Origin of the sequence: Pseudomonas sp. LH21, assembly GCF_036549575.1 — a bacterium.
GTDB classification, from domain to species: Bacteria; Pseudomonadota; Gammaproteobacteria; order Pseudomonadales; family Pseudomonadaceae; genus Aquipseudomonas; species Aquipseudomonas peradeniyensis.
In genome coordinates this window covers 3,714,815-3,726,941 of record NZ_CP144367.1, presented here as the reverse complement: position 1 = coordinate 3,726,941, position 12,127 = coordinate 3,714,815, and the positions used below count along the sequence as shown (strand labels likewise).

19 protein-coding genes and 1 tRNA gene are annotated in these 12,127 nt (G+C 60.6%); 8 read left to right on the top strand and 12 right to left on the bottom strand.

The window, feature by feature from the left end; genetic code table 11:
- Positions 1–30: 30 nt before the first annotated feature.
- The 8 genes from VUG52_RS16965 to VUG52_RS16930 all read right to left on the bottom strand — a co-directional run bounded on the left by VUG52_RS16965 (position 31) and on the right by VUG52_RS16930 (position 5,837).
- Positions 31–993, bottom strand: coding sequence for a glutathione S-transferase family protein (locus VUG52_RS16965; RefSeq protein WP_331831810.1), 963 nt, complete (start codon positions 991–993; stop codon positions 31–33).
- Between the two features lie 97 nt (positions 994–1,090).
- Entirely contained in the window at positions 1,091–2,074 is a 984-nt protein-coding gene (locus tag VUG52_RS16960) for a glycosyl transferase family protein (protein WP_262952434.1), read from the bottom strand.
- A 29-nt stretch (positions 2,075–2,103) separates the two neighbouring features.
- Positions 2,104–2,439: a TusE/DsrC/DsvC family sulfur relay protein gene (locus VUG52_RS16955; RefSeq protein ID WP_028692378.1), complete on the bottom strand. Its 336-nt coding sequence runs from the start codon at positions 2,437–2,439 to the stop codon at positions 2,104–2,106.
- Complete coding sequence (gene tusB, locus VUG52_RS16950; RefSeq protein WP_050706345.1) at positions 2,436–2,732, bottom strand: sulfurtransferase complex subunit TusB; 297 nt, start codon at positions 2,730–2,732, stop codon at positions 2,436–2,438. Before tusB ends, VUG52_RS16955 begins: the two co-directional genes overlap by 4 nt.
- Entirely contained in the window at positions 2,732–3,091 is a 360-nt protein-coding gene (tusC, locus tag VUG52_RS16945; protein WP_331831808.1) for a sulfurtransferase complex subunit TusC, read from the bottom strand. The genes tusB and tusC overlap by 1 nt, the downstream gene beginning before the upstream one ends.
- A gap of 1 nt (position 3,092) precedes the next feature.
- The gene (gene tusD, locus VUG52_RS16940; RefSeq protein WP_028692375.1) at positions 3,093–3,485 is read right to left on the bottom strand and encodes a sulfurtransferase complex subunit TusD; all 393 of its coding nucleotides are present in this window, start codon (positions 3,483–3,485) and stop codon (positions 3,093–3,095) included.
- 86 nt (positions 3,486–3,571) lie between these two features.
- Positions 3,572–4,951 carry a nucleobase:cation symporter-2 family protein gene (locus VUG52_RS16935; protein ID WP_050706343.1) on the bottom strand — a complete coding sequence of 460 codons (1,380 nt, stop codon included), beginning with the start codon at positions 4,949–4,951 and terminating at the stop codon, positions 3,572–3,574.
- A 214-nt stretch (positions 4,952–5,165) separates the two neighbouring features.
- Entirely contained in the window at positions 5,166–5,837 is a 672-nt protein-coding gene (locus VUG52_RS16930; RefSeq protein WP_028692373.1) for a Bax inhibitor-1/YccA family protein, read from the bottom strand.
- Between the two features lie 147 nt (positions 5,838–5,984).
- Here VUG52_RS16930 and VUG52_RS16925 point away from each other — a divergent pair.
- Positions 5,985–6,072 (top strand) — tRNA-Ser (locus VUG52_RS16925).
- 121 nt (positions 6,073–6,193) lie between these two features.
- Here the strand turns inward: VUG52_RS16925 and VUG52_RS16920 are convergent.
- A complete protein-coding gene (locus tag VUG52_RS16920) occupies positions 6,194–7,243 on the bottom strand; it encodes a tyrosine-type recombinase/integrase (protein ID WP_050706342.1) in 1,050 nt (349 codons plus the stop codon).
- Position 7,244: 1 nt separating this feature from the next.
- Positions 7,245–7,490, bottom strand: coding sequence for a DUF4224 domain-containing protein (locus VUG52_RS16915; protein WP_050706341.1), 246 nt, complete (start codon positions 7,488–7,490; stop codon positions 7,245–7,247).
- Positions 7,491–7,595: 105 nt separating this feature from the next.
- Between VUG52_RS16915 and VUG52_RS16910 the strand changes: the two genes are divergently transcribed.
- From VUG52_RS16910 to VUG52_RS16895, 4 genes are all read left to right on the top strand, one after another.
- Positions 7,596–7,760 (top strand): hypothetical protein, encoded by a 165-nt coding sequence (locus VUG52_RS16910; protein ID WP_155952720.1) that lies wholly within the window; start codon positions 7,596–7,598, stop codon positions 7,758–7,760.
- 217 nt (positions 7,761–7,977) lie between these two features.
- A complete protein-coding gene (locus tag VUG52_RS16905) occupies positions 7,978–8,334 on the top strand; it encodes a hypothetical protein (protein WP_052896010.1) in 357 nt (118 codons plus the stop codon).
- Positions 8,335–8,344: 10 nt separating this feature from the next.
- Entirely contained in the window at positions 8,345–8,572 is a 228-nt protein-coding gene (locus VUG52_RS16900) for a hypothetical protein (protein WP_050706340.1), read from the top strand.
- A gap of 155 nt (positions 8,573–8,727) precedes the next feature.
- Positions 8,728–9,000 carry a hypothetical protein gene (locus VUG52_RS16895; RefSeq protein WP_050706339.1) on the top strand — a complete coding sequence of 91 codons (273 nt, stop codon included), beginning with the start codon at positions 8,728–8,730 and terminating at the stop codon, positions 8,998–9,000.
- Between the two features lie 43 nt (positions 9,001–9,043).
- Here VUG52_RS16895 and VUG52_RS16890 read toward each other — a convergent pair whose 3' ends face one another.
- Positions 9,044–9,823, bottom strand: coding sequence for a DUF2786 domain-containing protein (locus VUG52_RS16890; RefSeq protein ID WP_050706338.1), 780 nt, complete (start codon positions 9,821–9,823; stop codon positions 9,044–9,046).
- A 122-nt stretch (positions 9,824–9,945) separates the two neighbouring features.
- On the opposite strand from VUG52_RS16890, the gene VUG52_RS16885 reads away from it, so the two are divergent.
- Positions 9,946–10,143: a hypothetical protein gene (locus VUG52_RS16885; protein ID WP_052896007.1), complete on the top strand. Its 198-nt coding sequence runs from the start codon at positions 9,946–9,948 to the stop codon at positions 10,141–10,143.
- A gap of 68 nt (positions 10,144–10,211) precedes the next feature.
- On the top strand, positions 10,212–10,508 hold the full coding sequence (locus VUG52_RS16880) for a hypothetical protein (RefSeq protein WP_050706336.1): 297 nt from the start codon (positions 10,212–10,214) through the stop codon (positions 10,506–10,508).
- Between the two features lie 24 nt (positions 10,509–10,532).
- Here the strand turns inward: VUG52_RS16880 and VUG52_RS16875 are convergent, their stop codons facing one another.
- Positions 10,533–11,237 (bottom strand): hypothetical protein, encoded by a 705-nt coding sequence (locus tag VUG52_RS16875; protein WP_050706335.1) that lies wholly within the window; start codon positions 11,235–11,237, stop codon positions 10,533–10,535.
- 99 nt (positions 11,238–11,336) lie between these two features.
- Here VUG52_RS16875 and VUG52_RS16870 point away from each other — a divergent pair, with 99 nt between their 5' ends.
- A complete protein-coding gene (locus VUG52_RS16870) occupies positions 11,337–12,101 on the top strand; it encodes a hypothetical protein (RefSeq protein ID WP_156329650.1) in 765 nt (254 codons plus the stop codon).
- Positions 12,102–12,127 lie beyond the last annotated feature (26 nt).

The following is a 12,127-nucleotide window of genomic DNA, read 5'->3' as shown; positions in this document are numbered from 1 at the left end:
GCGGGGCAAGCCCGCTCCCACGTGGGGTCTTCATCCTCTCTGCCAGATCCCTCTGCCCGACAACCGCTCCCGGTCATGCGGCAAGCCAAAGTCCTGCAACGGCCCCTTGGGCACGATCCCGTTCGGGTTGATGGTCTTGTGGCTCATGTAATAGTGCTTCTGGATATGTTCCATGTTCACCGTGCCCGCCACGCCCGGCCACTGGTACAACTCGCGCAGCCAGTTGGACAGGTTCGGGTAGTCGCTCAGGCGGCGCAGGTTGCACTTGAAGTGCCCGTGGTACACCGCATCGAAACGCACCAGCGTGGTGAACAGGCGCACATCGGCCTCGGTCAGGTACTCGCCGGCCAGGTAGCGCTGGCGACCCAGCAGCCCTTCCAGATGATCCAGCTCATTGAACACCTCGTCGAAGGCGGTCTCGTAGGCGTCCTGCGAAGTGGCGAAGCCGGCGCGGTACACGCCGTTGTTCACCGCCGGATAGATACGCTCGTTGAGCCCATCGATGGTCGCCCGCAGCGGCTCGGGATAGAGATCCAGGGTATTGCCGGTCAGCCCGTCGAAGGCGCTGTTGAAGATGCGGATGATCTCGGCCGACTCGTTGTTGACGATACGCTTCTCCTGCTTGTCCCACAGCACCGGCACGGTCACGCGCCCGGTATAGTGCGGATCGTCCTGGGTGTAGCGCTGGTGCAGGTACTGCAGCGCATCCAGCTGATCGCCACTGGAGCCTTGCTGCTGGTCGAAGGTCCAGCCGTGCTCGCCCATCAGCCAACTGACCACCGAGACATCGATCAACGGCTCCAGGCCCTTGAGGGCGCGAAAAATCAGGGTGCGGTGCGCCCACGGGCAGGCCAGCGACACATACAGGTGATAGCGGCCGGCTTCGGCGGCAGGCAGCGGGTTGCGCCGCTGCGCATTCTCGCGCTGGAAGGCGCCATCCTTGCTGCTCTGGTACCACTGGTCATGCCAGCGGCCATCGATCAAAAGGCCCATCTCGGAGCTCCTCGAAACACAATCGTTTGTCGTTGGAGCTCAGTCTAGGGCAAAGCGTTCGAATAAATAGCGAAAAGACTGCCCTATTCCTATCGGTTTATTCGATATCTTTGCGGGCGGCCCAGTAGGCGCGGGCCTTGCTGAACGCCTGCTCGCGCTCCTGGCCGAGCCCACGCAGGGCCAGGGCCATGGTCGCGACCACGGCCAGTTCGCCGTAGCTGTCCTGCGCCTCGCCGCGCCACACCGCCAGCAGGTGCTCGGGCTGCAGGCTGGCCGGCTTCACATGGCGCTGGGCGCTGAGCGCCGGCCATTCCTCGTCCCAGGCTTCGCCGGCCGAGGTGCCGTACAGGTGGCTGATGACGTCCGGGTTAACCTCGATCTCGCCACCGTCGCCCTTGATGACCACGGCATGATCGCCGAGCAGGCGGCTGGCTTCGCGGTGCACCGCCTGGTAACCGGGGTGGAAGATGCTCTGCAGGCCGCAGCGGGCGGCAAGCGGGTTGAGCACCCGGGCCAGCGAGTGGATGGGCGAGCGCAGGCCCAGGGTGTTGCGCAGGTCGATCATGCGCTGCAGTTGCGGCGCCCAGTCCTGCAGCGGGAAGAAGGCCAGTCGGCGGCTGTCCAGGGCCTGCTCCACGGCCGTCCAGTCACGGCACAGCGGGATGTCCAGCAAATCGAGCAGTTGCTCGGTGTACAGCCGCCCGGCCGTATGGGCGCCACCACCGTGCATCAGGATGCGCACGCCATTGCCTGCCAGGCATTTGGCCGCCAGCAGGTACCAGGGCAGGTGGCGCTTCTTGCCGGCGTAGCTCGGCCAGTCGAGGTCGACGGCGATGCGCGGCGCCTGCAGGTGGGCGCGCAGGGCCTCGGTGAAGCCGGCCAGCTCCTCGGCGCTTTCTTCCTTGTGCCGCAGCAGCATCAGGAAGGCGCCCAGCTGGGTGTCCTCGACCTTGCCTTCGAGCAGCAGGGTCATGGCGGCGCGGGCCTCCTCGCGGGTCAGGCCGCGGGCGCCGCGCTTGCCCTTGCCGAGGATGCGCACGAATTCGGCGAACGGGTGTTCGGCCGGGGTTTCCAGGGTCAGCGGGCGTACGTCGTTCAGCTGTGGCTCGGTCATATGCAGTTGGTCGGCTTGGGCAGGCCCGCCAGCTTGGCGGCGAGTTTGGCGGGGGTGCCATTGAACAGGCGGTTCAGGTGCGGGCTGTTGCCTTTTTCCGCCCCGAGCTTGAGCGCGGTGTACTTGATCAGCGGGCGGGTGGCCGGCGACAGCTGGTACTCCTGGTAGAACTGGCGCAGCAGTTCGAGGATTTCCCAGTGGTCCGCGGTCAGGGCGATGCTTTCGCGGGTGGCGAGGGCCTCGGCGACTTCGTGGGACCAGTCCTGCAGCTCGACCAGGAAGCCGTCCTTGTCCAGGGCGATGTGGCGATCGCCGACAGTCAGGGTACTCATAGCCAGCTGTTGACCTTGTCGTGGTGCAGGGAGAGCTCGACGAAGGCTGCGTAGTCCACGGCCTTGGCCAGCGGGTTGTCGAGGGCGCGAGCCTGCAGGTCTTCGGCGAGGGCGAACAGCCGCCCGCCGAGGTTGGCGGCCTGCAGGGCGGCGAACGGTTCGCTGCCGGCCTTGAGCGCGTAGGTGGCGTCGCCGCACAGCAGCAGCGCGTCTTGCGGGCCCAGCAGGCGCAGGCAACTGGCCAGGCGCTCGTCACCGAAGGGCGAGTGGGCGATTACATGCAGGGTCGTCATCAGAGCGTCACCACCTGGTCGAAACGGGCAATCAGCGCGGCCAGCGCACTATCGTCGAGCACCTCGACCGGCAGCGCCAGGGCGTCGGCGTCCAGCCCGCGACGGGCCAGGCTGTGGCCGCAGGCGAACAGTTCCTCGACCCCGAACATCGGCAGGGCCTGGAGGTTGGCGGTCAGGTTCTTCTGCTGCAGGGCGTCGGGTTGCTGCGCGGCGGCGAGCTGGAACACGCCGTCATCGAGGAACAGCATGCCCAGCGGCAGGTCGAAGGCGCCGCCGGCCAGGGCGATGTCCAGCGCCTCGCGGGCGGACGGGCCGCTCCAGGGCGCCTGGCGGCTGATGATCAGCAAGGACTTGGCCATCTCAATCACCTCCGAAGCAGACCAGGCGGTCGGCCAGTTGCGCGGCTTCGTGCAGCTGGCCCAGGCCGGACAGCTCCCACGGCATCGGCAAGTTCACCGCCGGACGCTGGTAGCGGTTGGCTTCGGTATCGTCGAGCACGCCCCGGCGCAGGGCCGCGGCGATGCACACCACGGCGTCCAGGCGGTGGTCGCTGACGAAGGCGCGCCACTGCGCGGCCACATCCAGTTCGTCCTGGGGCGTGACGATATTGGCCGAGGCGCTGTGCACCCCATCCTGGTAGAAGAACAATCGGGCGATTTCATGCCCGCCGGCCAGCACCGCCTCGGCAAAGCGCAAGGCGCGGCGCGAGGAGGGCGCATGGGCCGGGGAAAAGACCGCGATGGCGAATTTCATGGAAGGCTCGTGCAAATGAATGCGGCCATGATAAAGCAAAAAGCCCGCGCTGGTGGGCGCGGGCTTTTTGCTCAGGCGGGTGCGGCTCAGGCCTGTTCCTTGCCCTCGGGCAGGAACCAGTTGAGCAGCAGGGCGCAGATGCCGCCGGTGGCGACGCCCGACTCCAGCACGTTGCGCAGCGCTGCCGGCATGTGCGCGAGGAACTCCGGCACCTGGGCCACGCCCAGGCCCAGCGACAGCGACACGGCGATGATCAGCAGGGCGCGGCGGTCGAGGCGGGTGCTGGCGAGGATATTGATGCCCGAGGCCGCCACGGCGCCGAACATCACCATGGCCGCGCCACCGAGCACCGGCTCCGGCACCGCCTGGATCACCCCGGCGACGCTGGGGAACAGGCCCAGCAGGATCAGCATGGCGGCGATCCAGATGCCGATATGGCGGCTGGCGATGCCGGTCAGCTGAATCACGCCGTTGTTCTGGGCGAAGATCGAGCTGGGGAAGGTGTTGAACAGGCCGGCCAGCAGCGAGTTGGCGCCGTTGACCAGCACCCCGCCCTTGATCCGTTGCATCCACACCGGGCCTTCCACCGGCTGGCGCGAGACCTTGCTGGTGGCGGTCACGTCACCGATGGCTTCCAGCGAGGTGACCAGGTAGATCACCAGCATCGGGATGAACAGCGACCAGGAGAAACCCAGGCCGAATTGCAGTGGTGTCGGCACCTGGAACAATGCGGCCTGGTGCATGCCGGTGAAGTCCAGGCGGCCCAGGTAGCCGGCCAGGGCATAGCCCACGGCCAGGGCGATGACGATGGCGCAGCTGCGCATCCACACCACCGGAATGCGGTTGAGAATGACGATGATCGCCAGCACCACGCCCGACAGCAGCAGGTTCTCGCCATCGGCGAAGGTGCCGTTGGCCATGGCGCCGAAGCCGCCGCCCATGCTGATCAGGCCGACCTTGATCAGGGTCAGGCCGATCATCAGCACGACGATGCCGGTCACCAGCGGGGTGATCAGGCGCTTGACGAAGGGCAGGATGCGCGACACGCCCATTTCCACGAACGAGCCGGCGATGACCACGCCGAAGATCGCCGCCATCACGCTCTCGACCGGCGTGCCCTGCTTGACCATCAGCGCGCCGCCGGCGATCAGCGGGCCGACGAAGTTGAAGCTGGTGCCCTGGACGATCAGCAGCCCGGCGCCGAACGGCCCGAAGCGCTTGCACTGGACGAAGGTGGCGATACCCGAGATCACCAGCGACATCGACACGATCAGGTTGGTGTCACGCGCCGACACGCCCAGCGCCTGGCAGATCAGCAGGCCCGGCGTGACGATCGGCACGATGATCGCCAGCAGGTGCTGCAATGCCGCCAGCAGGCCGATCAGCAGGCGAGGCTTGTCCTCGAGGCCAAGGACCAGTTCATTGGCAGGCGCCGCCGCGCCTGGGCCGTGTTCGTGTGAACTCATGGGAAAATGCCGCCCCGGAAGAAAAAAGGAGCGCATTCTACGGGCAGAAAGGCCATAGGGGTAGAGGCAAGCACGATGGCCGCACAATCGCGGAGAAATGGGGGTAATAAGCTGACTTTTAAGTCAATCTTCGTCGGCTTTGCTACCGCTGTTCAGCAGGCACGAAAAAGCCCGCCGAAGCGGGCTTTTTGTGAGGCGCTGTCGACCGGCTCGATCAGTCGTCGCGGCCCATGATGCCGAACAGCTGCAGCAGGCTGACGAACAGGTTGTAGATCGACACGTACAGGCTGATGGTGGCCATGATGTAGTTGCGCTCGCCGCCATGGATGATGGCGCTGGTCTGGAACAGGATGCAGACCGACGAGAACAGTACGAAGCCAGCGCTGATCGCCAGTTGCAGGCCGCTGATCTGGAAGAAGAAGCTGGCCACCACGGCACCCAGCAGGACGAAGAAGCCAGCGGTGATGAAGCCGCTGAGGAAGCTCATGTCCTTGCGGGTGATCAGCACGTAGGCCGACAGGCCGCCGAACACCAGGGCGGTCATGGCGAAGGCCGAGCTGACCACTTCGGCGCCACCGGCCATGCCCAGGTAGCGGTTGAGGATCGGGCCGAGGATGAAGCCCATGAAGCCGGTGAGGGCGAAGGTGGACACCAGGCCCCAGGCCGAATCACGCAGCTTGTTGGTGAGGAAGAACAGGCCGTAGAAGCCGATCAGCACCACGAAGATGTTCGGGTAGCCGACACGCATCTGCTGGGCGACGAAGGCCATGATGCCGCTGAAGGCGAGGGTAAGGGCCAGCAGGCTGTACGTGTTGCGCAGGACCTTGCTGACCTCCTGCTGCTCGACCTGCTGGCCGTGTTGGACGGCGTAATCCTGTTCGCGCATGGCGCACTCCTTTGGGGTGAGACCGCGGTCCGGGACCGGCGGTAGTGGAACGTATGAGGCAGAGCATATCAGAGCTGTCGCAGGGCGCGACACAGAGAGTTTGACAGCTTGTTACATTACGGTATGATTGCCGCCGCAAAACAAGCTGGAAGCGTGGCCGAGTGGTTTAAGGCAACGGTCTTGAAAACCGTCGATGGGCAACTATCCTAGAGTTCGAATCTCTACGCTTCCGCCACATTCAAAGCCCTGATTTTTCAGGGCTTTTTGCGTTTTTGGGGCATAGTAAAACTACCCATGGGAACACCTTTGGGAATGGTGCCAGATACTTTGAATTAGGACGCGTCCTAATACTTTGCTCATTTGGTCGGCTTGGCGAGTGCCCCGACGCGTCGATAAACCCGCTCGGTTATGTCTCCTTTCGTATGGCCAAGCAGCAGGCTGGCATGGTCGACATCGGTGATTTCCGAGGCCGCCTTCGGGCGAATGTCGCGGAACTGGAATTGGCTGATCCGGCCCGCTAGCATCTGGTCTCCGGCTGCTACAGCTTCCTTCACTGCTTGCTCTCGGGCATCATCCCAGCGGTGTCGTAGCATTGCGGCTGTGACCCGTTTGCCCGCCTCGGTGAGAATCAAGTAAGGCGAGGTGTGAGCCTCGTTGCGTTTCAAGATCTTTGCGATCAGAACGCCCAGGCCGCTTGCCAATCCATCCGCCTCCAGCATGATCCGCAGCTTCTTGTGGGTCTTCTTCTGTTTGACGCCGAGGGCCTGGTCCTCGATGTCGTCCTTCCTCATCACCAGCACGTCCGCAGGACGCTGGCCCGTCAAATACGCTAGGTCCATGGCGACCTTCAGCTCTTCAACTGCTTTCGCATACACCGCACTCCAGACCGCGTCATTGGCGTAGAAGTCCCGCGGCGTCTCCTTGTTTTTACGCACGCCCTGGCAAGGGTTCTCCTTCGTGGTGAAGCCCCACTCTCGGGCCAGGTTGTAGACGTGGGACAGAAGCGCGATCTCCCGGTTTGCCCTCACGGGCGCTGATCTGGCATCCCTGTACTGTGCGACCAGGGCCGGCGTTATGGCTTCAATAGGCGCCGCGTCGAAGAAGGGGCGAAGCTGGCGGAGCTCTGCCAGGTTGTCCTTCTGCGTCCGTTCTGCCTTCTTGGGGATTACGTCTCGCTGGTACCTATCGAAGATCGCCTTCATCAGAAGCAGATCATGAGGCTTGTCTTTCGCTTCAAGCTCAGCCCATTTTAATCGTGCGATATTCAGGTCGGCGCCTAGGGCGATCTCCTTTCCCGATCTGTCGAGGTAGTAGTAACTGACCCAGATCTTGCCGCTTTTACGCTTGCGCTTTCGTTCGTACAGTCGGGGCGGGAGGTGGCGGTTCTCAGTCTTGCGCGGGCGCATGTCATCTCACTTTCGAAAAGTCTGGTGTCCAGGTGGTAGTCGGTGGCAGCGGGGGAGGAGCCAGGGTGACCACCTCCGGTGTTACGCCCAACTTCATCCGGGCGTACTGGCGCCCCACGAGAGGGCGGCCGCCGCGGCTCTCGACGAAGTGCCAGCAGCGATCATTGAGCCAGCGGCGCTGCCAGCCTCTGGCCTTGTAGCCGGTAAGGTCGGCCAGCTCTTCGTCCGAAAGGATCTCGGTTTCCATGATGGTCTCTTTGGATATGCAGCCCCGTTACCCGCACCAATCGGGGTAAAGGGGTATAGTGGGGAGCGAGTCGGCATTCGTCCGGCTCATCGAAGGGGTAAGAACATGTACGAATCCGCGACGCATCAGGCGCATTTGCACCTGAAGCAAAAGATTGAACAGTTCTTGTCCAAAGGCGGGGAAATTCAGAATGTCCCCTCAGGTGTCAGCGGCTTTAACCGAAGCTTACCTAAGGCCCACTGGGCCAAAGGGCAGTCAGTAAAATCGTGATCATGATGCTTAGAGCCGTCTTCAAAAGGCGGCTTTCTAGCGTGCAGTGAAAACTCGGGGCGAATAGCTCAACACCGCTTCAAGGAAGGCGATGAGCCACGACCAGTAAAGGATCATGCAGCTAGAACAGGCGCCGCCGGCAACTGTCAGTGCGATTTATTCGCGTGTTGCGGCGTATTGGTGGCATCCCGGCGCAAGGCCAGAAGGAGCATCACCGATGGATCGCGAACCTACCAATCGAGAAGTGGCAGCTGAGATTGGCATTACTGAAGCAGAAGTGGAGCGCTACCGTAGCGATACGTTCCGTCTCGATGATGGTTCCTGGTTGATTCACTTCGGCTTCTTGATGCCGAAGGAGCTTCGCCAAGGACTCACTGGGAGCTTCACCTTTATCCTGAAAGCCGATCGGAAATCGGGCGATTTTGAGACGTCCCGACTGGTGAGCCTGTGTGAGACCAACGTGACAGCAGTTGGAGGCAAAGGTAAGACAGTCAATGCATGGAACAGACTAGGTAAGGGCGGAGTCCACCGTAATGAGCCGTTGAAGCTGATAGCTCATCTATCCCACCAGTGAGGTGAGCTACATGCCAAGCGCAAAGGAAGGCCGTTATCAGGCCTATAAGCTATTAAGAGAGCTTGATGCTCAAATTGCCGCCACGATGAACCAGGTGGCCTACGGTCGAATGAGCGGGGTCGACTGGGAGAAGACGTGCAAAGCCCATCGAATTGCCTTTGATGAGTGGATTAAATTCGCTGACCTGCAGACCGGCGAAGAGAACGACTCAGCTCCGAACAACCCAGACGATATGTGACTAATCGACGGCTATCGGCACCGTACCTCGATATCTCGGGGTTAGGTGTCAAATCTGCCAGGAACTGCCAGTCTTTGGCCGCTGGTCGCATTTAAGCGAAACGGATATCTATCTCTCTGATTACCGCGCCTACTGAGGTATCAGAGGAGATCGATATGAGATGTCGCGGTGAGAAATTCCGGACGTGGGCAGACCCAGCGCTTCACCTCCGCCATCATGAGGAAACTCTTGATGACGGCAGGAGTATCGACGTGCAAGCCCGACTCTCGCGGACAGGCGAAACGCAGCTCTTCATCGGGGTGTACGCCAACAGCGGGGACCGAATCGTAGAGGAGACGTATAGCTCCAGGCCGAATGAAACGATGAGTCGGGCCTTGCTCTGGGGAGTGCTCCGGGCGAAGACGTTCGTGGCTGGCGGGTGGAGGTAGATCTGTTCACCGCATGCGAGCTTTCTGGAGGCACGGGAATGCCTCAAACGCTTGCGAGCTGGAGTTGGGATTCGCTCCCGGTCGCCAGGCCAGGATTCAGTTCTACACGCCGGCCTGCTAGTAGACCGGCGATCTGGGCATTGAGGTCAAGTTCCACGTCTCGCGATTTGCGGGCCTTTCCAATCGCCCTACCAGTCAAAAACTGCTCGATCAAGGCTTGGTCCTGCGCTTCTACTGCCATGAGATCGCGTCCAGAGGAATGCTGCCCGATGGCGTGATCTTCTTCACCGCGCGGCACCAACTCGTGGATCTTGTCGTATACAGCCGATACCCAGGCCAGTGCAAAATGATCCCCAGCAGTCTCTGGCGAGTAATCGCTGCGTTGTTTGCCTGCTCGAACCTGAGACACGTAGTCACGCCTGGCGATCATGAGTTTGGTCAGTAGCGCCTCATATGCATACATCGCGACTTGGGGAGCCGGATTCACACCCACATACAGCTCTCGTTCGATGACTCTACGTGTCGACGCGCACCACTGGCGTCGGGAGAATGACCTAACTCCGAAGGCGTCCCCAACAATCGAGCCTAAGTCTCGAGCCCAGGTTGGGCGGCGTTTGGCTCTTGAGCTGTCAGATTCGACCTCGCCGACGTCGCTGAGGCGAACATCTACCTCAGTGAGGCGGTACTCTCTCATCAGAGCCTGAGCCTGGCGCATAGCTGTGGCCGCCTCGGTTTCGTTCGAGCTTTTCGAAAGGGCCAGGCAGCGCTTGATCTTGCGGATGATCCGTTCGAGTTTGCTTTCGTCGTGCTGTTGTTCGGTCATGTCGTTGTCCTTGCGTGCAGGCGCCGCCCTCACCAGGTCGGCGTTATCGTTGAATAGGGGAAGGCGCTGGCGGGCAGCGCCAAGTGATATGCTTCGCCGCTTACCAAACAAGGAGAGTGGTAATGGGATGGAAGAGAAAGCTGGTAGCGCTGCAGCAGAGGTTCACCCGCCGGCAGCGTCTGGATGCGGGCGGCGCTGCTTTTTTGGTCGCCCAGGTAGGGTCTTTCTCGTACCCGAGCCAACACTGGCTTTATCTGCTGATCTTTGGCGTCATCGTTTTCTGCAGCGCCTGGTCACCTGAGGTATACCGGAAGGGCTGATACGCTGGCGGGCAGCGCCGAATTGGGCTATTTCTTCCCTCTCGGTCAATTCACTCAAGGAGCATGAGATGAAGCGATTACTGCTGGGGGCATTGCTGGTGGTGTCTGGTGCTGCCCAGGCTGGTATTCCACTGCTGAACGCGACATGCCCAGGAAACATCGAGGTGCACGCTGACAAGGGCGGCCCGATCTACATCAATGGCAAAGAAGGCAAGCTGAAGAAGTTCAACGAGAACTACTTCGAAGCCAAAGGCAGCGGGGTGACAATCTCGCTGTCGATCAACCCGGACGGCTCGCCGGATGTCTCGTATACCGGTAAGAACCGAGCCAACGGGGTATGCCAGGTAAAAGGGGCGGACTCCTAAAGCGCTGCCAGCAGCGCAGTAAAGTCAGTCGTAGGCTTCTTCGCTGTAGCGGATTTCGCCGACGTACACCTGCTCGTATTCCACCTTGGTGCCGCCCGTGTACAGGTTCAGCACCAGGGCCTCGGCGCCGTATGCGCTGCCGATAATCAGCGACTTCTTCATGTCTGTTTCGCCAACGCGAAGCGAGTAGCACTCACCCTTGCCGGTGAACGCCATCTGCACCTGGCAGGAGTACTTATCTACCCCCTCGTTAGCATCGGCATAGAGGTGCCAGTACTCGGAAGTGGACGAGTAGCCCGTGCCTTTCTCGATGATGAACGTCGGCGCCTCGCTATCGTCGCGGAGGTGGCTGTCTTCGAAGGCCCTGGTCAGCTGGTCGATCAGCTCCGAGAGCTTGATTCGAGCTGGCAGTGGTTCCAGCACCTTGGCGAGCTTTTCCGTGATGGTCTGGCGTAGCGCCTGTTCCTGGTAGTCGTTGATCATCGCGGAGACAGTCTTGAGCACCAGATCCCCGTAGCGGCCCAGGCCCGCAATCTTGGTAGGCATGGCGCCCGCCAGGCTCTCTTCCAGCAGCTTCTTGAACGGTGAGTTCCAGTTGAACTGCTCTTGGATCGCGCTGTTGACTGCGCTCTCCACGTTCTTGCTGATGATCGGCTGCAGCTTTTCCGGGCTCAGCGCGGCGGCTACTGATGCGGCTACGATTCCTTCGATGTTTATGTCGAGTTGCATGGGGTGTCTCCTGCGCGTGCGCCTCCCTCCGTAGTGGTGGCAGCATGTTGGCAATTTAGGTAGCCTCCACCTATTGCAGGCGGATAACTAGGATAGGTTATGCGGTTTGAATTCAAAGAAGGTGTAATGCTGGCTCTGCTACCAGTCATAGCCTTCTATATGGCCTGGATGTATGAAATTGGCTACGCTGATGAGCTTGGTATTTCGCGGGAGCTAATTGATGTAGATCTAAAGATGATGCTTCCTGCGCTGATGTTTGTTTTTTTGGCTTTCGTGCCATTATGCCTTTATGGATATCTTCTTTTTAACTTAGGGACAAATAGGAGGAGAGAGGTGCGATGGTGGGCAATCAAGTTGCTAATGCCTGCTCCGCTGCTTATCGGGGTGTACACAACTGGGTTTAGCAAGATTGCCACCTACATAGCTGTCGGGTTCACTGTGGGGCTCATGTTCATTTCACTATTGTCAGTGGCCTTTAAGGCAATTAAGGTGGGCTGGTCAAGCGCTATGGCGGCGGCGGCTGATGCCGAAGGAATCAGAGACATAGACGGTTCGCGTCCGTCATCACGTCCGGCAAAATTTTGGGATAAATTGGTTGCAGTATCGGTTATGTGTTTCGTGGTTCTGGTTTTTTCTTCAATGACTGTAGGTGTGGGGAAGGCCGCAGCTAGATTCAAAACTAGCTATTCGTCTTTTGAGATGGATGGAAAGGAGTATGTTATATTAGCTGGTTATGGCGATAGGTTTGTTTTGGGTGGGGTGAAGGACGGTCAATTTAATAAAGTAACTGCTGTAATACCAAAGAACTCGGAAAAGCTAATTAATGTTAAGCGTTCTAGTTACGAACGGTTTATGCCGCAGTAAGCGCGGCGGCGTCTGTTTGATCTTGG

Excerpts from the sequence above, each read along its gene's own strand:
- VUG52_RS16930 (WP_028692373.1), bottom strand. The coding sequence starts at position 5,837 with ATGCGCGAACAGGATTACGCCGTCCAACACGGCCAGCAGGTCGAGCAG.
- VUG52_RS16920 (WP_050706342.1), bottom strand. The coding sequence starts at position 7,243 with ATGCGCCCGCGCAAGACTGAGAACCGCCACCTCCCGCCCCGACTGTAC.
- VUG52_RS16870 (WP_156329650.1), top strand. The coding sequence starts at position 11,337 with ATGCGGTTTGAATTCAAAGAAGGTGTAATGCTGGCTCTGCTACCAGTC.
- VUG52_RS16890 (WP_050706338.1), bottom strand. The coding sequence starts at position 9,823 with ATGACCGAACAACAGCACGACGAAAGCAAACTCGAACGGATCATCCGC.
- VUG52_RS16885 (WP_052896007.1), top strand. The coding sequence starts at position 9,946 with ATGGGATGGAAGAGAAAGCTGGTAGCGCTGCAGCAGAGGTTCACCCGC.
- VUG52_RS16905 (WP_052896010.1), top strand. The coding sequence starts at position 7,978 with ATGGATCGCGAACCTACCAATCGAGAAGTGGCAGCTGAGATTGGCATT.
- VUG52_RS16935 (WP_050706343.1), bottom strand. The coding sequence starts at position 4,951 with ATGAGTTCACACGAACACGGCCCAGGCGCGGCGGCGCCTGCCAATGAA.
- VUG52_RS16880 (WP_050706336.1), top strand. The coding sequence starts at position 10,212 with ATGAAGCGATTACTGCTGGGGGCATTGCTGGTGGTGTCTGGTGCTGCC.
- tusD (WP_028692375.1), bottom strand. The coding sequence starts at position 3,485 with ATGAAATTCGCCATCGCGGTCTTTTCCCCGGCCCATGCGCCCTCCTCG.
- VUG52_RS16895 (WP_050706339.1), top strand. The coding sequence starts at position 8,728 with ATGAGATGTCGCGGTGAGAAATTCCGGACGTGGGCAGACCCAGCGCTT.
- VUG52_RS16955 (WP_028692378.1), bottom strand. The coding sequence starts at position 2,439 with ATGAGTACCCTGACTGTCGGCGATCGCCACATCGCCCTGGACAAGGAC.
- VUG52_RS16915 (WP_050706341.1), bottom strand. The coding sequence starts at position 7,490 with ATGGAAACCGAGATCCTTTCGGACGAAGAGCTGGCCGACCTTACCGGC.
- VUG52_RS16900 (WP_050706340.1), top strand. The coding sequence starts at position 8,345 with ATGCCAAGCGCAAAGGAAGGCCGTTATCAGGCCTATAAGCTATTAAGA.
- VUG52_RS16910 (WP_155952720.1), top strand. The coding sequence starts at position 7,596 with ATGTACGAATCCGCGACGCATCAGGCGCATTTGCACCTGAAGCAAAAG.
- VUG52_RS16875 (WP_050706335.1), bottom strand. The coding sequence starts at position 11,237 with ATGCAACTCGACATAAACATCGAAGGAATCGTAGCCGCATCAGTAGCC.
- tusC (WP_331831808.1), bottom strand. The coding sequence starts at position 3,091 with ATGGCCAAGTCCTTGCTGATCATCAGCCGCCAGGCGCCCTGGAGCGGC.
- tusB (WP_050706345.1), bottom strand. The coding sequence starts at position 2,732 with ATGACGACCCTGCATGTAATCGCCCACTCGCCCTTCGGTGACGAGCGC.
- VUG52_RS16965 (WP_331831810.1), bottom strand. The coding sequence starts at position 993 with ATGGGCCTTTTGATCGATGGCCGCTGGCATGACCAGTGGTACCAGAGC.